The sequence below is a fragment of the Cupriavidus sp. KB_39 genome, from assembly GCF_052114485.1.
In the GTDB taxonomy this organism is placed as follows: domain Bacteria; phylum Pseudomonadota; class Gammaproteobacteria; order Burkholderiales; family Burkholderiaceae; genus Cupriavidus.
This window is the reverse complement of the sequence record NZ_JBFREV010000006.1, coordinates 1-18,871: the sequence shown is the minus strand read 5'-3', so window position 1 is coordinate 18,871 and position 18,871 is coordinate 1. Positions and strand designations below refer to the sequence as shown.

The 18,871-nt window shown below is 67.4% G+C and carries 18 protein-coding genes; 6 read left to right on the top strand and 12 right to left on the bottom strand.

Features of this window, described 5'->3' with window-relative positions; all coding sequences use genetic code 11:
- Positions 1-60 precede the first annotated feature (60 nt).
- Positions 61-864 (bottom strand): response regulator transcription factor, encoded by an 804-nt coding sequence (locus AB4Z27_RS06455; protein ID WP_441644111.1) that lies wholly within the window; start codon positions 862-864, stop codon positions 61-63.
- A gap of 176 nt (positions 865-1,040) precedes the next feature.
- Here AB4Z27_RS06455 and AB4Z27_RS06450 point away from each other — a divergent pair, with 176 nt between their 5' ends.
- Positions 1,041-1,772 (top strand): response regulator transcription factor, encoded by a 732-nt coding sequence (locus AB4Z27_RS06450; protein WP_441644110.1) that lies wholly within the window; start codon positions 1,041-1,043, stop codon positions 1,770-1,772.
- Between the two features lie 21 nt (positions 1,773-1,793).
- On the opposite strand, the gene AB4Z27_RS06445 is transcribed toward AB4Z27_RS06450, so the two are convergent.
- Together AB4Z27_RS06445 and AB4Z27_RS06440 are read right to left on the bottom strand one after the other, a co-directional pair.
- A complete protein-coding gene (locus AB4Z27_RS06445; RefSeq protein WP_441644109.1) occupies positions 1,794-2,786 on the bottom strand; it encodes a Bug family tripartite tricarboxylate transporter substrate binding protein in 993 nt (330 codons plus the stop codon).
- A gap of 117 nt (positions 2,787-2,903) precedes the next feature.
- Entirely contained in the window at positions 2,904-3,167 is a 264-nt protein-coding gene (locus tag AB4Z27_RS06440) for a hypothetical protein (RefSeq protein WP_177219853.1), read from the bottom strand.
- Between the two features lie 262 nt (positions 3,168-3,429).
- Between AB4Z27_RS06440 and AB4Z27_RS06435 the strand changes: the two genes are divergently transcribed.
- Positions 3,430-4,737 (top strand): M20/M25/M40 family metallo-hydrolase, encoded by a 1,308-nt coding sequence (locus AB4Z27_RS06435; protein WP_092291180.1) that lies wholly within the window; start codon positions 3,430-3,432, stop codon positions 4,735-4,737.
- Positions 4,738-4,831: 94 nt separating this feature from the next.
- Here the strand turns inward: AB4Z27_RS06435 and AB4Z27_RS06430 are convergent, their stop codons facing one another.
- Positions 4,832-6,061: an MFS transporter gene (locus AB4Z27_RS06430; RefSeq protein ID WP_092291178.1), complete on the bottom strand. Its 1,230-nt coding sequence runs from the start codon at positions 6,059-6,061 to the stop codon at positions 4,832-4,834.
- A 189-nt stretch (positions 6,062-6,250) separates the two neighbouring features.
- Between AB4Z27_RS06430 and AB4Z27_RS06425 the strand changes: the two genes are divergently transcribed.
- Positions 6,251-7,069 (top strand): AraC family transcriptional regulator, encoded by an 819-nt coding sequence (locus AB4Z27_RS06425; RefSeq protein ID WP_092292079.1) that lies wholly within the window; start codon positions 6,251-6,253, stop codon positions 7,067-7,069.
- A 46-nt stretch (positions 7,070-7,115) separates the two neighbouring features.
- On the opposite strand, the gene AB4Z27_RS06420 is transcribed toward AB4Z27_RS06425, so the two are convergent.
- From AB4Z27_RS06420 to AB4Z27_RS06385, 8 genes are all read right to left on the bottom strand, one after another.
- A complete protein-coding gene (locus AB4Z27_RS06420) occupies positions 7,116-8,375 on the bottom strand; it encodes a M20 aminoacylase family protein (protein WP_092291176.1) in 1,260 nt (419 codons plus the stop codon).
- A 227-nt stretch (positions 8,376-8,602) separates the two neighbouring features.
- Positions 8,603-9,451: a fumarylacetoacetate hydrolase family protein gene (locus tag AB4Z27_RS06415; RefSeq protein WP_441644108.1), complete on the bottom strand. Its 849-nt coding sequence runs from the start codon at positions 9,449-9,451 to the stop codon at positions 8,603-8,605.
- Between the two features lie 147 nt (positions 9,452-9,598).
- The gene (locus AB4Z27_RS06410; protein WP_092291172.1) at positions 9,599-10,378 is read right to left on the bottom strand and encodes an MBL fold metallo-hydrolase; all 780 of its coding nucleotides are present in this window, start codon (positions 10,376-10,378) and stop codon (positions 9,599-9,601) included.
- A 97-nt stretch (positions 10,379-10,475) separates the two neighbouring features.
- Positions 10,476-11,141, bottom strand: coding sequence for a glutathione peroxidase (locus AB4Z27_RS06405; RefSeq protein WP_369823464.1), 666 nt, complete (start codon positions 11,139-11,141; stop codon positions 10,476-10,478).
- A gap of 131 nt (positions 11,142-11,272) precedes the next feature.
- Complete coding sequence (locus AB4Z27_RS06400) at positions 11,273-12,763, bottom strand: MDR family MFS transporter (protein ID WP_441644157.1); 1,491 nt, start codon at positions 12,761-12,763, stop codon at positions 11,273-11,275.
- A 251-nt stretch (positions 12,764-13,014) separates the two neighbouring features.
- On the bottom strand, positions 13,015-13,455 hold the full coding sequence (locus tag AB4Z27_RS06395; protein ID WP_441591515.1) for a CBS domain-containing protein: 441 nt from the start codon (positions 13,453-13,455) through the stop codon (positions 13,015-13,017).
- 202 nt (positions 13,456-13,657) lie between these two features.
- Entirely contained in the window at positions 13,658-15,088 is a 1,431-nt protein-coding gene (dbpA, locus tag AB4Z27_RS06390; RefSeq protein WP_441644107.1) for an ATP-dependent RNA helicase DbpA, read from the bottom strand.
- A gap of 53 nt (positions 15,089-15,141) precedes the next feature.
- Positions 15,142-16,017: a DUF72 domain-containing protein gene (locus tag AB4Z27_RS06385; protein WP_441591517.1), complete on the bottom strand. Its 876-nt coding sequence runs from the start codon at positions 16,015-16,017 to the stop codon at positions 15,142-15,144.
- 182 nt (positions 16,018-16,199) lie between these two features.
- On the opposite strand from AB4Z27_RS06385, the gene AB4Z27_RS06380 reads away from it, so the two are divergent.
- The 3 genes from AB4Z27_RS06380 to AB4Z27_RS06370 all read left to right on the top strand — a co-directional run.
- Positions 16,200-16,640, top strand: coding sequence for a DUF3375 family protein (locus AB4Z27_RS06380; RefSeq protein WP_441644106.1), 441 nt, complete (start codon positions 16,200-16,202; stop codon positions 16,638-16,640).
- Positions 16,637-17,251 (top strand): DUF4194 domain-containing protein, encoded by a 615-nt coding sequence (locus tag AB4Z27_RS06375; RefSeq protein WP_441644105.1) that lies wholly within the window; start codon positions 16,637-16,639, stop codon positions 17,249-17,251. Before AB4Z27_RS06380 ends, AB4Z27_RS06375 begins: the two co-directional genes overlap by 4 nt.
- A 10-nt stretch (positions 17,252-17,261) precedes the next feature.
- The coding region (locus AB4Z27_RS06370) for an ATP-binding protein (protein ID WP_441644104.1) at positions 17,262-18,871 on the top strand (1,610 nt) is incomplete at its 3' end.

The window sequence follows — 18,871 nt, the reverse complement described above, 5'->3', positions numbered from 1 at the left end:
CAGAAAGGCACCTTCGGGTGCCTTTTTGTTTTTCAGGGCGGCGGGTCGTTCCTGCCGTCATCAGCGATTGGGGCCCAGCACCGGCTGGCGGCCCGTTCCACGGCGCCTGCGGGAGCCGCCGGCCGGCGCGGCGTCGGGCTTGGGTGCAGGCCCCGCCGACCCCTCCTCGCCGAGCAACTCCAGCCGATAGCCATGCGTGTACAGCGGGACGATGCGCACGCCGTTGTCGGGCCAGAGGCCCAGCTTGTTGCGCACGCGGGAGATGTGGGTGTCGATGGTGCGGGACATCGGCGGGATGTCGCGCCCCCAGACCGCCACCACCATGTGTTCGCGCGGCACCACCCGGCCGGCGTTGCGGAACAGCAGTAGCGCGAGGTCGAATTCCTTGGGCGTCAGCGCCACCTTCTGGCCGTGGCATGTCGAGGCCCGGGTGGCCAGGTGGAAGGCGAAGCAGCCCCAGGCCATGCTGCCGTCGCGCGACTGCCGCAGGTCCGGGTACGCGCGGCGCAGCAGCGCCTCGATCCGCGCGGCCAGTTCCTGCGGGCGGATCGGCTTGACCATGTAGTCGTCCGCTCCCGCTGCCAGCGTCGCCACGATGTCCCGCTCGTTGTCCAGCCCGGTCAGGAACATCACCGGCACGCGGGCGTCCAGATGGGCGCGCACCCACGCCAGCACCTCGCGGCCGCTGACCTGCGGCGCGTGCCAGTCCAGCAGCAGCAGGTCGAACGTGACCTTGCGCAGCGTCAGCAGCATGCGYCGGCCGTCGTCGAACGTCACGCACTCGTGCCCGGCGGCGGTCACGATCTCCCGAATCCGCGCGGCGTGGCCGGCGTCTGGCTCCAGCGAAGCTATCCTCAATCCCATCGTCGTTGCGCGCCCCCGAGGCGCATCCGTTGTCTGCCATCCGAGCATTAGAGGCCGGGACGCGTCGCAACCCTATAAGACGATGCTCATTTTTAGTCGGCAACAAATGTTTACTTCGTGCCGGCCGGCGCGCGGCCTACCATGGCCGCATTGAAACAAGCCGAGGGAGGCCCATCGTGAAGATCGCCGCGCTGGCGGACAACCCGTCCCGCGCCGGAATGCTCAGGCACGCGCTGCATCGGGGCGGGCATATCGTGCGCTGCTTCGGGTGTGGAAAGTCGATGACGGACGCGGTGCGGGATGCCCGCTACGACGTGCTGCTGCTGGACCGCGCCAGTTCCATCGCCGCCGCGACGGCCGCGTGCGACGTGCTGAAATGGGTGCGCGACACGCTCGGACAAGGCGTGCCGGTGATGATGCTGGGCCGGGGCGACGACGACGCACAGGTGGCGGCCTGCCTGGCGGCGGGCGCCGATGCCTACGTGGGCGAGGCGGGGCGCGGGGCCGAGTTGCTGGCGCGCGTGGAGGCGCTGGCGCGGCGCGCGGCAGTACCGGGAATGCTGGCCGGCACCGTGGCGCCGGCGGGCTTCGGCGACATGCCCGAGCAACTCGTGAGCGGCGTCTATCGCTTCGTCACGGCCGAGCGGCAGGCCTGGGTGGCCGGTGTGCCCGTGGCGCTGGCGCCAAAGGAGTTTGCGCTGGCCCTKCTGCTGTTCCGCAACCTGGGCACGCTGGTGCTGCGCGAGGCGATGATCCGGCACGTCTGGCCGGACGGCGGGGTGCACACACACGCGCGCACCGTGGACAGCCACCTCTCGCGCGTGCGGACCAAGCTGGCGCTATGGCCCCGCAACGGCGTGATGCTGCGGGCGATCCACCGGCTGGGCAGCCGGCTGGATCTGGTCTAGCCGATGGTGGACGACGGGGGCTCAGTCGGCCTTGATGCCGGCTTCCTTGACGATGCGCGCGTTGTCTTCCGATTCCGCGCGAATAGCGGCGGCGAACTGCGCGGCGGTGCCGCCGGTGGGCACCTCGCCGCCCTTGAGCAGGCGCTCGCGCACTTCCGGCTCGCCCAGCGCCTTGTTCAGTTCGGCGTTGAGGCGGTTGATGATGGCCGGCGGGGTCTTGCCCGGAGCGAAGATGCCGAACGTCGACGTCAGGTTGGCCTTGGGATAGCCGAGTTCGGCGAAGGTCGGCACGCCGGGCAGGCTCTCCAGGCGCTTGGGCGCGCCCACGGCCAGCGCGCGCAGGCGGCCCGCCTGCATATGCTGGCTCAGCATGGGGCTGGCGTTGGTGCTCATCACCTCGAACTGCGCGCCCAGCGCGTCGTTCATCTGCTGGCCCGCGCCCTTGTAGGGGATCAGCGTGATGTCGGCCTTGGACTTCGCCTTGACCTGCTCGAGCATCACGTGCCCGACTGTGCCCAGGCCCGAAGTGGCCCAGCGGACCGAACCCGGCTTGGCCTTGGCCTGCGCGACGAGGTCCGCGAAGGCCTTGCCGGCGAAGCCCGAGGTGGCCACCACGAGCACCGGCGAGTACATGACGCTCATGACCGGCGCCACGTCGTGCTCGGGGTCGTAGTTGACGCGGCCCACGTGCGGGTTCAGCGTCAGCGGGCTGGTGGAGGCGAAGCCGATGGTGTAGCCGTCCGGCGCGGCCTTGGCCACGGCGTCGATGCCGATGCTGCCGCCAGCGCCGGCCTTGTTCTCCACCACCACGGAGGTGCCCATCTGTACGGACAGCTTCTCGCCCAGCGCGCGGGCCACGGCGTCGCTGATGCCCCCGGTCGGGTAGGCCACGATCACGCGGATCGGGCGGCTCGGGTAGGCGTCGGCCGCGTGGGCGGAGGAAACGAAGGACGGGGCCGCAAGCGTGGCGACAGACAAGGCCGCCAGCAGCGGCTTGGAAATGGCAGGAAACATGGCGGAAACGGGGCGGGAGGGTTGCTGATGGATAGGCGCTATCTTAGCCGAAGGGCCCCGGCGGCCGAACCGCCCGCTTGCCGTTCCGGCCTTGCCAGCCCTCCCGGCGAAGCCGTTTTAGCGCACGAGCGGGTGTTCCGGCACCCACGAGACGAAGAGTTCGTTGGCGCGGTCGTACAGCCGCCACGCCGTGCCGCACTCGCGGCAGGTGAAGGACAGCATGCTGAACGGCACCCCGGCCGCGCTGGCACTGACATGGGGCGCCGTGTTGCGCAGAGCCAGGCAGGCGTGCGGCTCGCGCCGGCGCGGGTCCTCGGCCAAGGCCAGGCAGTGGGCGCAGGCGGGGCGGGTGGGTACCGGCAGGGGCGGGGCGGCTGGCATGGCGGGATGACCGGAATGACCGGGGAGCGGGGGCACGGCGGACTTCATGCCCGCCATGATGCCGCAAAACGCTGGCGTTGGCCCCATCTGGCGGTGATTGGTCCGTGGCCGGGCCATGGGCAGGCCATGTCGCGCCATGTCTGCTGCGTGCGCGCGACAGGCTGGCGTTTTCACGCGGCATCGCGTCTGGCGCACTTTACGTGGCGGCGCCATGCGCTCAAGATTTCCGATCCCACATCCCCATAACAAGGAGCCTGACCGCATGCCATCCGTTCGTCGCCCCCGCTTCCCTGCCCTGCGCGCCCTGCCGTTCGCGCTGGCACTGGCCTCCGCCTGCGCCGCCACGGCCCACGCCGCCCCGGTGGAGCCGGCCTACCAGCTCGCCCAGCAGGAGAAGCCCGCGCTGATCGCCACGCTCAAGGATCTGGTGTCGATCGAGTCCGGCAGCAAGGATATCGAGGGTCTGGACCGCATCGCCGCGCTGATCCGGGACCGGCTGGCCGCGCTCGGCGGCGACGCCAAGCTGGTCGAGCCCACCGAGGTCTACCGGATGGAAGACACGCCGGAGAAGGTCGGCAAGATGGTCGTGGCCCAGTTCAAGGGCACCGGGCGCCGCAACATCATGCTGATCGCCCACATGGACACCGTGTACCTGCGCGGCATGCTCGCGCAGCAGCCGTTCCGCGTGGACGGCGACCGCGCCTACGGGCTGGGCATTGCCGACGACAAGAATGGCGTGGCCGTGATCCTCCACACGGTGGCCATCCTGCAAAAGATGAAGTTCAAGGACTACGGCACGCTGACGGTGCTGATCAACGGCGACGAGGAAATCAGCTCGCCGGGCGCCCGCGCCATGATGACCAAGCTCGGGGCGCAGCAGGACGCCGTGTTCTCGTGCGAGGCCACGCGCGTCACGGGCGACCGCCTGTCGCTGGCGACGAGCGGCATCGGTGCGATTTCGCTGAAAGTCGAGGGCAAGGCGTCGCACGCGGGCAGCGCGCCGGAGCTGGGCCGCAACGCGCTGTACGAGYTGTCGCACCAGATCCTGCAAATGCGCGACCTGTCCAACCCGGACACCGGGCTCAAGGTCAACTGGACGATCTCGAACGCGGGCACCAACCGCAACGTGGTTCCGGCCGTCGCCACGGCGCAGGCCGATGTGCGCGTGCTGCGCACCGCCGACTACGATGGCCTGGAGCGCACGCTGCAGGAGCGCGTGAAGCAGAAGCTGATTCCGGACACCAAGGTCGAGGTCAAGTTCGAGCGTCGTCGCCCGCCGCTCGAGGTCACCCAGGCGGCGCGCACGCTGGCAGCCCATGCGCAGGGCATTTATTCGGAAATCGGCGAGAAGCTGATGGTCTATGACACTGCCGAAGGCGGCGGCACCGACGCGGCGTTCGCGGCGGCGGGCACCAAGGCACCGGTGATCGAGCGCTTCGGGCTGCGCGGCTTTGGCGCGCATTCGAACGATGCCGAGTACGTGGACCTGAACTCGGTCACGCCGCGCCTGTACCTGCTGACGCGGATGATCATGGATGTGTCCCAGGATAAGGCTGGGGCCGCGAAGTAGGCGTTCTACGAGGGGTGGCGGGCAGGTTCATGCGCCGRCCCTCTCCCCCKGCCCCTCTCCCGCAAGCGGGCGAGGGGAGCAATCCAACGGCGGGCTAGGCCGCCGCGGTCTTCTTCCGTCCGCCAAGGTCCGGCAGGAACACCGCCAGCAGGCCGAGCAGCGGCAAATAGGCGCAGACGTCGTACACGGTCTTGATGCCGTGCGTGTCGGCCAGGGTGCCGAGCACGGCGGCGCCGATGCCGCCCATGCCGAACGCGAAGCCGAAGAACAGGCCGGACACCATGCCGACCTTGCCCGGAATCAGCTCCTGGGCGAACACGAGGATGGCCGAGAACGCCGAGGCCAGGATGAAGCCGATCACGAACGACAGCACGCCGGTCCAGAACAGGTTGGCGTGCGGCAGCATCAGCGTGAACGGCGCCACGCCGAGGATCGACGCCCAGATCACGCGCTTGCGGCCGATGCGGTCGCCAATCGGGCCGCCGAGGATGGTGCCGGCCGCCACCGCGAACAGGAACAGGAACAGGTAGATCTGCGAAGACTGGCGGGTCAGCCCGAACTTCTCCATGAGATAGAACGTGTAATACGTGTTCAGGCTCGCCATGTAGAAGTACTTCGAGAAGATCAGCAGCAGCAGCACCGCGATGGCGCGGACCACGGTGCGGGTCGGCAGCGGCTTGGCCGCCGTGCCGGCGCCCTTCTTCTTGGCTGCGCGCTCGGCCAGGTGGCGGCCGTACCAGCCGCCGATCTGCCACAGCACGGCAATCGCCAGCAGCGCGGCCAGCGAGAACCACGCCACGCTGCCTTGCTGGTGCACGATCCACGCCGCCAGCAGCGGCCCCATGGCGCTACCGCCGTTGCCGCCCACCTGGAAGATCGACTGGGCCAGCCCGTGCTGGCCGCCCGAGGCCATGCGCGCCACGCGCGACGACTCCGGATGGAAGATCGACGAGCCGGTACCCACCAGCGCCGCCGCCACCAGCAGCACGCCATAGGTCGGCGCCACGGACAGCAGCAGCAGCCCGCACAGCGTAAAGCCCATGCCGATGGCCAGCGAATGTGGCTTCGGATGCTTATCTGTGTACAGGCCAACGATCGGCTGCAGCAGCGACGCGGTGATCTGATAGGTCAGCGTCAGCAGGCCGATCTGGGTGAAGCTCAGGTTGAAGCCGCCCTTGAGCATCGGATAGATGGCCAGGATCAGCGACTGAATCATGTCGTTGAGGAAGTGCGCGAAGCTGATCGCGTACAACACGCGGAAGCGCGTGCCTTCCTCGCGGTGCGCGGCCTCGGCGGCGGGGGCGGGATTRACGGTTGTGCTCATGGGGCGGGGCGCATTGGCCGATCTGGTTAAAAGTGTGACGATCGCATCSTAAATGGCAAATTTCCGCCTGTCCTGCGAGAATGGGGCCGGAACTTTGGAGAAAAGGACATGCCGCCCACCCCCCGTCCTCGGAAAGCGACGCCGCCGCCAGTCGAGTGGATCGACCGCACCACGCCGGGCGCCCGGCGCCTGCCGCCCGATGCCCCGCACGACCCCGATGCCGACGCCCGGGCCGACACCTACGCGGCCTCGCCAGCCTACATCCGCTACGACCGCAGCCCGATGCCGGTAACGGCCATGGCCGCCGACTACGCCCCGGGCCACGTCACCAAGCCGCACCAGCATCCCCACGCGCAGTTGATCCACGCGATGCACGGCGTGATGGTGGTCTCCACGGCGGACGGGCAGTGGATCGTGCCGCCCACGCGCGGCATGTGGATGCCCGGCGGCACGGTGCACTGGATTCGCATGGTCGGCCGCGTGCAGATGCGCACCGCCTATATCCGCCCGGACGCCGCGCCGGACCTCCCCACCCGCTGCACCGTGCTCGGCGTCACCGCGCTGCTGCGCGAGCTGATCCTGGCCGCCATCGACATCCCCCTGCCCTATGCACCGGACTCGCGCGACGGTCGGCTGATGCGGCTGCTGCTCGATGAGGTGCTGCTGGTGCCGACCCTGCCGCTGCACCTGCCGCGCCCGAGCGATGTCGGCCTGCGGCAGATCTGCGACGCCATCGTCGAAAGCCCGGACACCGACCTGACCCTGGCCGACTGGGGAAACTCGCTGGGGGTAGATCCGAAGACGATCCAGCGACGGTTCGCGCGCGAGACCGGCATGACCTTCGGCCAGTGGCGCCAGCAGGCGCGGCTGCTGGCCGCGCTGGAGCGCCTGGCGGCGGGGGCGAAGGTGGTGGATGTGGCGCTCGACATGGGCTATGGCAGCCCGAGCGCCTTTGCGACGATGTTCCGGCGGCAGTTCGGCGTGCCGCCCAGCGCCTTCTTCCGATAACTGCCCGATGAGCCCGGTCGGGGCTCAGGCCCCGATCGGGTCCCGCTCAGGCCCCATCCAGGTAACGCTCGGCCAGCCGGGTCCAGTACGCCGCGCCCACGGTCAGATTCTGGTCATTGAAGTCGTAGCCGGCGTTGTGCAGCAGCGGCTGGTTGGCGCCGTTGCCCATCCGCACGAAGCAGCCCGGGCGCTGTTGCAGGAAGTACGCGAAGTCCTCGCTGCCGGCGATCCGGTGGAAATTCGGCACGGCACGCTCCGGCCCCACCAGTTCCTCGGCCACCTGGCGCGCGAACTCGGTTTCGGCCTCGCTGTTCACCAGCACCGGGTAGCCGCGCACGTAGTCGATATCGACCGTAGCGCCGTAACCCTCGGCGTGCGATGTAGCCAGCTGGCGGATGCGCGCCTCCATCGACGCCCGCACCTCGGGGTTGAACGACCGCACGCTGATTTCCATGCGTGCGCTGTCCGGAATCACGTTCGGGGCGTGGCCGGCGTGCAGCGTGCCGATGGTCACCACGGCGGTCTCGTTCGGATCCACATTGCGCGATACCACCGATTGCAGCGCCATCACCAGGCTGCCGGCCACCAGGATCGGGTCGATCGACTGGTGCGGGCGCGCCGCGTGGCCACCCTTGCCGCGGATCGTGATCGCTACCGTGTCGCAGGCCGCCATGAACGGGCCGGAACGGAACATGAAGGTGCCAGCTTCCACGCCCGGATGGTTGTGCAGGCCGAAGATCGCATCGCAGGGAAACCGCTCGAACAGGCCATCGGCCAGCATCCGCTCCGCCCCGCCGCCCGCGCCGATTTCCTCGGCCGGCTGGAAGATCAGGTGGATGGTGCCGTTGAAGCGGCGGGTCCGCGCCAGCTGGCGGGCGGCGCCCAGCAGCATGGTGGTGTGGCCGTCGTGGCCGCACGCGTGCATCTTGCCCTCATGCACGCTGGCATAGGGCAAACCCGAGCGCTCGTGAATCGGCAGCGCGTCCATATCGGCGCGAATGCCGACACTCCGCTTGCCCGTGCCGGCGCGCAGCGTGCCGACCACCCCGGTGCCGCCCACGCCGCGCGTGACCTGATAGCCCCACCCCTCCAGGCGGGACGCCACCAGTTCGGCAGTGCGGATCTCGTTGAAGGCCAGTTCGGGATGCTGGTGGATGCTGCGCCGGATGTCCTGCAGCTCGTCGTGGCAATCGAGCGTGTCGTGCAGCGTGCAGTAGGAGCGCGTGGGGGATTCGGTGGAACCGTTCGCGAGCTTGACCGCGACGGTCTTCAATATCGATTCTATTTCGGGGGCATGTTCAGACATGGCATTGCTCTTTTGGCTTGCATGTATGAACAGTATTTCACGCAGGGTCGAAGGGTAAAACCCAGAATGCGGATTTCGTGCGTATGCGCCCTAAACCGTGCCAAAACTGTTGCCCTTAGGGGACGCTTTGTGTGGAACTGCGACCCTTTGTATGAAGACGTTTCAGCGGGGAACCCGAAAGTCCCCCTTTTTCTGGCAACGATGTCGGACATGGGCCGACGCCCGACTCAGCGCTCGCCGTATGGCACGACCTGCTGGGTCTGCTCGCCGAGGCCGGCGATACCGAGGCGCATSGTGTCGCCCGCGCGCAGGTAGCGCGGCGGCTTGAACCCCATGCCCACACCCGGCGGCGTGCCCGTGGCGATCAGGTCGCCGGGCAGCAGGGTCATGAAGCGGCTGACRTAGCTGACCACGGTGGCGACGTCGAAAACCATGGTCGCGGTGCTGCCTTTCTGCATGCGCTGGCCGTTCACGTCCAACCACATCGCCAGGTTCTGGGGTTCGGGCACCTCGTCGCGCGTGACCAGCCAGGGGCCGACCGGGCAGAAGGTGTCGCAGCCCTTGCCCTTGTCCCAGGTGCCGCCCCGCTCGATCTGGAACTCGCGCTCGGACACATCGTTGACCACGCAGTAGCCCGCCACGTGCTCAASCGCCTGGGCCTTCGAGACATTGCGCGCGGTGGTGCCGATGACCACGCCCAGCTCCACCTCCCAGTCGGACTTCTCCGAACCGAACGGCAGCATCACGGCATCGTTGGGGCCGTTCAGCGAGGAATTGGCCTTCAGGAAGACGATCGGCTCGGCCGGCAGCGGCATGCCGGCTTCGGCGGCATGGTCAGCGTAGTTCAGGCCGATGGCGATGATCTTGCCGATGCCGGTCCAGGGCACGCCGTGGCGGGCGCCCTCCACCAGCGGCAGCGTGGCGGGGTCGATCGCGGCCAGCCGGGCCAGCRCGGCCGGCGCCAGTTCGTCCGGGCCGATGTTGCCGATMACGGCAGACAGGTCGCGCACGCGGCCATCACGATCCACGACGCCCGGGCGCTCTGCACCGGGCTGTCCTACGCGTACTAGTTTCATGGTGATTTCCTTGGTTTCTGGGCTGGCCGTGGGAAGCGAGACGGCAAGGAAACCGAGGATAGCCGGAATCTGGCCGGCTTGTCCTGTGCAGCAGCGGAGACATCCCCGGTGGAGAAGTACCGCCAGGGTCACCACCACGCGCTACGTTTACGCCCCGGCCGGCACGCGATAGTGGGAGCTGTCGAGCAGGTCGAGCCCGCATTCGAGCTGCCCCACCCAGTCGATAAAGCGCTTCACCATCGCCCGGCCCCGGAACGACGGCCCGTGCTGCGGCACGATCCATTCGATATCCATGGTCCGCGCCATCTCGGCCCAGAGCCGGCACGCGCGGTTGCCGCTCATATAGCGGCGATGGAACGGCAGCATGCGCGGGAGATGGGCGTCGAAGTCCTCGACCACCGCGCCGGCCTCGGCGGCCGTGGTCATGGCCGCGCCCAGATCGCCCGAGAACAGGATCTTGCTGATGGGATCGTAGAAGTGGAAATTGCCCTCCGAATGGAGGAAGTGGGCGGGGACGGCGATCAGGTTGCTCGCGCCGAGCGGCACGACCATGCCGGCATCCGGAATGCCGACCACGCGGCCGGCCATCTTTCCGGCCTGGCAGATATGGGGCAGGAAGCGCGCCCATACCTGCGAGATCAACACCTTGCTGTCCGATGCCGTCAGCCAGCGGCCCACCGACGCCACGATGTCCGGATCGGCATGGGAGGCCAGCACGTAGTCGAGCCGCTTGGGCGGAAAGTGGCGGCTGATCGCCATATACAGCTCGCCGTAGGTCAGCGCACCGCCGGGATCGATCAACGCCCCGTGACCGTGGTTGACCACCAGGAACTGGTTCGACTGCACGACGTCCCCGTCGCCATCGTCCACCAGGTCGGTGAACACCATGCAGACATGCTCGCTCGATTCATATAGCGCGATAGCCATCGCGGCCCCCCTTTCGCTCGTTTTTGTTTTGAATCGGCGAAAGTACCAGCGGGGGCGGTTCGACCTTTGACGGGGATCAAAGGTCGGTCATGCGGTCTTAGCGCGTGCTGAGCAGCTTCTCGATATTGGCCACGAGTTGCTTGTCGTCCGGCTTGACCATGCTGTTGTAGCTGCCGACGACCTGCCCCTTGCGGTCGATCAGGTATTTATAGAAGTTCCACTTCGGCGCGGTGCCGGTTTCCTTGGCCAGCAGCTCGTACATCGGGTTGACATCGCTGCCGCGCACGTGGGACTTGCCCAGCATCGGGAACTTGACGCCGTAGGTGTTGTAGCAGAAGTCGGAAATTTCCTTCGAGGAGCCGGGCTCCTGCGAGAAATCGTTCGACGGGAAGCCGAGCACGACCAGGCCGCGCTCCCGGTACTTGGCGTAGAGCGCCTCGAGGCCCTCRTACTGCGGCGTGAACCCGCAGTAGCTGGCCGTGTTGACCACCAGCACGACCTTGCCGGCGTACTGGCACAGGTTCTGGGGCGACTCGTCCTGCAGGCGCGGGAACTTGAAGTTGAGCGTCGCCGGGCAACTGCCGGCCTGACCGGCTGAAGCGGCGGCTGTGGGGGTCGACTTCTCGGCGGCGTGGGCTGCGCGCGGCAGCAGGCTGGCCGTGGCGGCGGCCATCGCGGACACCGCCAGGGCGGCGAGCAGCGCGCGGCGCTGGAGCGTCAGGGTGGCCGTGCGCGGGTGGCGCATCCGGGTCGGGGGGACCATGCGGGTCATGACGGGCGACTCCATATTGGGGCGTGAAAGGTAGCCTCCGCAGTCTACGCCTTCGTCGGGTTCACTGCACTCCGTGCTGCAGGATCGATGATGGACGATGGCGGCCGCCATCCGTCCGGGGGTCAGTCCATCACCGCCGTCGCGGCGTGCTCGGTCACGCTGGTACGCAGTTCCAGGTCCGGCATGCGCCGCACGATCAGTAACGCCACCACCGCCGCCACCGCGCCCGCCGCGAAAATCAGCTGGAAGCCCGACTCCACGCCGGCGGACAGCACCTGCCGCACGGCCGGCGACAGATGCGCCATCGCCTCGCTACCGTGGCGCAGCGCGCCAAGGTCCAGCGCCTGGGTCACGCCGGCGCGGCCCATCGCCTCGCGGAACTCCAGCGCCAGCAGCGTGCCGGCCAGTGCGCCGCCAATCGCGCTGCCGAGCGAGCGCACCACCAGCAGCGCGCCGGTGCCGGCGCCCATGTCGCGGCGCTCGAGCGCGTTCTGTACCGAAATCAGCGTGCCGACCATCGCCATGCCCAGCCCCACGCCGCCCACCGTCATGGCGAGCAGGACGGCAGCCGTGGGCACGTCCGGGGTAGCGCCAGCCAGCGCGCTCAGGCCGATGGCGGCCAACACGAAGCCGGCGCTGAGAATGCCCCGCATGCGTCCCATGCGCGGCGCCAGCCAGGCCACCACGAGGTTGCCGGCCACGGTGGACAGCAGGAACGGCACCACGAGCAGGCCGGACATCGCGGCATCGGCATGGCGCGCCAGCTGGAAATGCAGCGGCAGCGCGAAGATGCACAGGAAGATATTGAGCGCGGCCAGCGCCGAGGCGCCCACGCCCATCACATACGCGCGGTTGCGGAACAGACGCGGCGGCAGCATCGGGTCCGCCGCGCGGCGTTCCTGCCAGGTCAGCAGCGCCAGCGCCCCGGCCGTGATGGCCAGCAGCGCGCCGGTTTCCGGGGAAATCCAGTCGAAGGCATCGCCGGCCCAGCTCATGGCGAGCAGGAAGGCGACGATSGCCACCGCGAGCAGCAGCGCGCCCAGCCAGTCCACGCGCGGCCKGCCGCCGCGCGGGCGCAGGTTGGCCAGGCCCCGGTAGCACATCGCCATGGCCAGCGCGCCGAGCGGCACGTTGATCCAGAACAGCCAGCGCCAGGACAGATGGTCAGACACCCAGCCGCCCACCAGCGGCCCGGCGATGGAGGCCATCGCCCAGACCATCGCCAGATAGCCCTGGTAGCGCCCGCGCTGGCGCGGCGCCACTACGTCCGCAATGGCCGCCTGCGCYAGCGACATCAGCCCGCCGCCGCCCACGCCCTGCAGCGCCCGGAACAGGATCAGCTGCGTCAGCGACTGCGCCAGCGCGCACGCCACGGAGGCGAGGATGAACAGCGTGATGGCCACCATCAGCAGGCGCCGCCGCCCGAAGCTATCGGACAGCTTGCCGTACAGCGGCGTGGTGACGGTGGAGACGATCAGGTAGGCAGTGACGATCCACGACAGATGCCCAAATCCGTTGAGATCATTCGCAATGGCGGGCACGGCGGGGATGACCACGGTCTGGTCCAGCGCCGCGAGCAGGATACATAACACGATGCCGCCGATCACCCGCATGATGGCGCGGTGATCGTGGACGATGGGCGGATGTTCGGGAACGGAGGCGGTAGCCTCCACGGCGGATTGCGGCGAGGTGGGCGACGACATGTGGCTACGGCGGGATGGAGGCTGCGGGGACCATCCCTTGCGTGGGGACGGCCTAATTCAGTATCCGCATAATTATATGCGGAAGCCATCGTTGACGTAGCAATGAATTTTGGCGAGAAGTGGCCACGGCGCCACATGGCGCGTCCGTGGCCTGATGGCCGCTAGCGCGAGCCGCCGGTGATGTAGTGTTCGAGTTGCTCGATCACRAAACGCTGTTCGCTGATGATGTTGTTCACGAGGTCGCCGATCGACAGCATGCCGAGCAGTTCGTCCCCTTCCATCACGGGCAGGTGGCGCAGGCGGTGCCGCGTCATCAGGCTCATGCAATCGTCCGTGGTCTGGTCCGCCCGCACATAGATCACCGCTGAGGTCATGATCTCCCGCACTAGCGTTTCGCGCGACGTACGTTGCATCAGRATCACTTTTCGGGCGTAATCGCGTTCGCTGAGGATGCCCTGGATCTTGCCGTGCTCCATCACCAGCAACGCGCCGATGCCTTTCTCCGCCATCAGTTGCAGCGCGGCGTAGACCGTCGCTGAAGGAGGAATGCTGAAGATCGCCTGATTTGGCTTCGCTTCCAGAACCTGCCGTGCGGTTTTCATAGACCGACTCCTTATTGCTGTCTGGGGAAATCGCTGCACCGGCCCGCCGCGCTGTCTTGCCCCCGCATACGCCGCCGGCCGCTCATTCAGATTAGCAAAGGATAGTCGGCGCTTACAGGGTGACTTTCACGAATCTTTGTAAGCAAGCCGACGTGCCCTATTGTTTCTTCTTGCGCACAATTCCCAGCAGCGAAGTCGCGCGTTACTCGGTCAGCATCCGCACCCGCACCTTGCGGCCCTTGACCTTGCCATCGTTGAGCCGTTTGACCGCTTCCTTGCCGATGGCACGATCCACGGCGATGTACGTGGACATCTCCATCACGTTGATCTTSCCRATCTGKTCCTTGGTGAAGCCGGCCTCGCCGGTCAGCGCGCCGAGGATGTCGCCCGCGCGGATCTTTTCCTTGCGGCCGCCGAGCATTTGCAGCGTGACCATCGGCGGCAGCAGGCGCTCCTTGCTCTTCGGCACCAGCTCGGTCAGCGCGTGCCATTCGAATTCGCCGCCCTGATGCTGTTCCAGGTTCCCCACGCGCCCCATTTCATCCATGCTGACCAGGCTGAACGCCCAGCCTTCGGCATCCGCGCGGCCCGTGCGGCCGATGCGGTGCACATGCACCTCGGGGTCGGGCGTGACATCGACGTTGATCACGGCTTCCAACTGGGCGATGTCGAGACCGCGGGCTGCCACGTCCGTGGCCACCAGGACCGAGCAGCTCCGGTTCGCAAACTGCACCAGCACCTGATCGCGGTCACGCTGTTCCAGGTCGCCATGCAGCGCCAGGGCCTCGAAGCCCTGCGCGCGCAGCAATTCGACGAGATCGCGGCAACGCGCCTTGGTATTGCAGAAGGCAAGCGTGCTGGCAGGCCGGAAGTGATCGAGCAGGCGGCCCACAGCTTGCAGGCGGTCGCCATCCTCCACCTCGTAAAAACGTTGACGAATCTTGCTGGCGCCGTGCGTCTCGGCCAGCTTGATCTCGCGCGGCTTGTTCAGGAACTGCTGGCTCAGCTTGACGATGCCGGGCGGGTAGGTGGCCGAGAACAGCAGTGTCTGGCGGTCCTTCGGGCAATGGTTGGCGACGAACGCGATGTCATCGAAGAAGCCCATGTCGAGCATGCGGTCCGCTTCGTCCAGCACCAGCGTATTGATACCGCGCAGGTCCAGGCTGCCGCGCTCGATGTGATCGAGAATGCGCCCCGGGGTGCCCACAACGATATGCGCGCCATGGATAAGGCTGTCGACCTGTGGCCGCATAGGCGACCCGCCGCACAGCGTCAGCACCTTGATGTTCTCTTCCGCACGCGCCAGGCGGCGGATTTCCTGCGTGACCTGATCGGCCAGCTCGCGCGTGGGACAGAGCACGAGCGCCTGCACGTCGAAGCGGCGTGCGTCGAGCCGATGCAGCACCGCAAGCCCGAAGGCGGCGGTCTTGCCGCTACCAGTCTTGGCCTGCGCGATCAGATCCTGCCCGGCCAGCGCCAGCGGCAGGCTGGCGGCCTGGATCGGCGTCATGGTGTCGTAGCCGAGCTGCGCCAGCGTGGCGAGCATAGCGGGCGACAGCGCCAGATCAGAGAACGGCGCGCCTGCCGAAGTCGTGGCGGGGGCGGTGGAGTTGGGGGTTGGGCTCGAAGTCATGCCGGATTATAGCGGCGGGGGTGCGGCGGGGGTGGCTCGGAAACCGGCTTCAGTCACGCAGCCTTGCGCGCGGCGGGCTTCTTCACCGGCACGTCCTCGGTCGGCGCCCATCCCAGCCGCTCGAGCAGGGCCTGCGCCGCCGCCGGCGCGTGCTCCTTCGCCCCGTTGATGAAGAACAGGAACAACCCCTTGGGCTTCTGACGGGCGCCGGCCTGCTCATCCACGCGCGGCAGGTCGTCCGGCACGCTACCGCCGGCCCACGCGGTGGCGCGCGCGGCCCAGGCGTCGAGGTCCTTCGGCGCATAGCCGGTCTTGAGCTTGGCCTGCGCGTTCATCAGCCGCGCATAGGCAAAGTCCGCGGTCGGGTCCGCGAACGACGGAAACTTTGGCGAATCTGTGTACACCGTGGCCGCCTTGAACTTGCGCGCGAGTTTCAGGTAGTCGTCGCACATAAAGCTCTCGTGCCGCACCTCAAGCACGTGCCGCAGCTTCACGCCTTCGACAGCATCCGGGAGCAAGGTCAGGAATGCCTCGAAGTCATCGGCCACGAACTGCTTGGTTGGCGCGAATTGCCAGACGATGGGACCGAGTTTCTTGCCCAGCTCGGCAATGCCGCTGTCGATGAAGCGGGCGATGGAGTCGCCCGACTCGGCCAGGATGCGCCGGTTGGTGGCGAAGCGCGACGCCTTCACCGAGAACACGAAGCCATCCGGGGTCGCATCGCGCCAATTGGCGAATGACGTTCGCTTTTGTGTCCCGTGATAGGTGCTGTTGATCTCGATGGCGGTCAGGTGACGGCTTGCGTACTCGAGTTCGCGCGCCTGCGCGAGCCCGGACGGGTAGAAGTTGTCGCGCCATGGCGCAAAACTCCATCCGCCGATGCCGATGTGGATGTTACCTACCGTCTTGCCTTGCTTGCGCACTGCCATGACCACCTCCGCCAATCACGCAAAATGCGATGCATACCAGTCTAGCGCGCAGCGGCGTGTCCGGCCAACGCCACGTTTTCGTCGCATGACGATTCATGGCGGGAATGTTGCTTCCTGAATGTGGCGACCGAAGGCACACTACAACCGATTCCAGCCGCCTCACCTAACCCGGAGGGCCCGCCTTGCGCATCGACCCCGACACGCTCCCGGCCATTCTGCAAAGCATCGAGGCACGGGCCCTGGCACTGCGCGACACCCCGCCAGCCGGCTTGTTTTCGTCGATCGACGAGACGGCGGCTCACATCGACCTGCCCATGGAGCGGGTGCTGTATCAGCCGCCGCCGGCTGCGGCCCTGAGTCAGAGCCTTCTCAAACGACGGGTCGAAGCTGCGCTACGCAGCCAGCCGCAAGTCTCGCTGCAAKCCCTCTGCGGGGACCACCCACTCGAACACGGCCTCGCGGAGTTGCTGACTTATCTGCAACTGACTGGCGATACCTTCCATTGCGTCGTCGATGAGGCGGCGACCGAGACCGTCACCTGGCACGCGCGCGGCATGGGCGGCGAGCCGCTGACACGCGGCGCACAAATGCCACGCGTCGTCTTTGTGAGACATGGATCATGAGCGCGCACSGTCCCCACGCCCTGTCGCCCCTTGTGGTCCCGCTGCTCAAAGGGGTGCTGTGCCGCGAAGACTCACCCAGCGCTTGGCAGGCACTCGTGTCACAGCAGGCAGCCGTGCGCGACTATGTGGCCGTGCTGGGCCTCGCCCTGGTCGTCGACGAGGACGATGGATTCGCATTTCTACGAGTGCTATCAGCGCCAGCGGCAGATGCCACGGCGCCCTCTTTGATCGCCAGACGCCCCCTGTCCTACGCGGTCAGCCTCACGCTGGCGTTGCTGCGCAAGGCGCTCGCCGAATYCGACGCTGCCGGTCTCGATGGCCCACTGATCCTGACGCGCGAAGACATCGCTGAATTGCTACGCACGTTCCTGCCTTCGGGCAGCAATGAAGCCAAGCTTATCGACATGGTCGACTCGCATGTGGGCAAGATCGTCGAACTCGGCTTCCTGCGGCGCGCGGGCCAAACGGAAACACCTTCGTACGAAGTCCGCCGGGTGTTGAAAGCATTTATCGACACCCAATGGCTGGCCGATTTCGACGCGCGGCTGGCCGCCTATCAGACACAACTGCGCGGCACCTCCACCGAGCGCACGCGAGGCGTCGATGGATAGGCCACCCACCATGGCACCGGAGACGGTGGCCCCGGATATCGAGGCCACCACACTGGATGCAGGATTCCGCCTGATGCGGCTCGAGGTCTCGAACTGGGGGCCGTTCCGGCAAGGTGTGACGTCGATGTGTCCCGACGGCCGCCATGCCGTGCTGACTGGCAACCTCGGGCCAGGCACGAGCGCCCTGGTCGAGGCCTTAAGAATGCTCCTACTCCCGGCCCCGAACCCCGCYATCAYGCCGCATGCGACGGATCGGCCCGCCATGCTGCTTGGCGTCTTCCACAATGCCGCGTTCGACAGAACGGTCACCCTCGCCCAGATATTCCCTAGCGCGGCGGATCAGCCCCTGCCCGCGCGGCTGTTCGTCGCCGCGCCGCATGAATTGAGCATCGGCGGSGATCTTTCTCACTTCGACGGCGACCTCGTCGCCCTCCGCAAATCGCTGCGCACGGTCGGCGCCGAATCCTTCGACACCTTCGCGCGGTATCACGCATGGTTCCGTCGCTGCTTCRCCATCGGCGATCCGCTACCCGTCGAAGCYCTGCGCGCCTGCCGCGACGCGCTGGACGGCTACTTTGCCAGCCTCAAGCTCGCGCTGCTGGAGGTGCGGCTCGGACAACTGGCCGACGACTGGGCGCGACACGACCGCCGCGTGCTGGATGAAGTGGAGCGCCACGCCGCGCTGCGCGCCCAGGCGCTGCACCTGCGGCATAGCATTTCCGCGAGTGGCGGCGAGCGGATCGCGCAACTCGACATCGATATCGAGCAACTCGAACGGGTACGCGACATCCGCCGGCAACGCGCAACGCTGTACGCCACGCTGATTGCCTCCGTCAACGAAGCGCCTGCCGCCACCGAGGCGGACTTCCTCGCCCAACGCGAGCGGCTGGCGGCGCGCCGGGCCCATGCGCCGTCCGCAGCGCTCTCACAACTCTCCGCTTTTYYAGACTTCCACGAAATCGACTGGCACATGCCGGCGCGSGACGCCGCGCGGCTCGGCGAGGAAAAGCAACGACTCCAGAATGCCTCGGACATCCTCCAGCAACTGGCTGATGGGCTGGAGGAGTTACGAGGGACAATCCGGTCATGCGAGCAATCGCTCGATGCCTGCCGCGACGCCCGCACGGCGGCGCAGACGGCGATGGCCATCGCAGAAACGGAGCGCCAGCAGGCGGAAGACCTACTGGCCGCGTCCGAACCCGCCATGCAGTCGGCCAGCCTCGACATGCTCGACGCGCTGCGCGCCGAGGCGTTCGGGCAACACGCGCCCACCGTGGAATCATGCGACCCCTGCCGCGAGAGCATGCGCCGCTGGCTCCAGGCCCGCATCGACGCCGACGCACGCGACTGGGCACTTCTGGACGAACAACTACGCGACGCGCCATCCGCGCTGGCCACCGCAGAGGCGGCTCGGCCCTACCGCTTCCACCTCGCCGTGCTGGATGAATCATTCTGGCGGGGCGACGACGACACCACGCGCAACTGGCTACAACGGCTAGGCGCCGCCAACGTGCAATGCCTGATCGTCACCCCGATGGAGAAGATTCCTATTGTTGAGCCGATGGTGTCCAGCGTGGCGTTTGTGCGGTATGAGGGAGACGCTGCAGCGCGGGTCTGGCG

Coding starts and splice junctions, on each gene's coding strand:
- AB4Z27_RS06420 (WP_092291176.1), bottom strand. CDS start 8,375: ATGTCTGAACATGCCCCCGAAATAGAATCGATATTGAAGACCGTCGCG.
- AB4Z27_RS06445 (WP_441644109.1), bottom strand. CDS start 2,786: ATGTTTCCTGCCATTTCCAAGCCGCTGCTGGCGGCCTTGTCTGTCGCC.
- AB4Z27_RS06385 (WP_441591517.1), bottom strand. CDS start 16,017: ATGGCAGTGCGCAAGCAAGGCAAGACGGTAGGTAACATCCACATCGGC.
- AB4Z27_RS06410 (WP_092291172.1), bottom strand. CDS start 10,378: ATGGCTATCGCGCTATATGAATCGAGCGAGCATGTCTGCATGGTGTTC.
- AB4Z27_RS06440 (WP_177219853.1), bottom strand. CDS start 3,167: ATGCCAGCCGCCCCGCCCCTGCCGGTACCCACCCGCCCCGCCTGCGCC.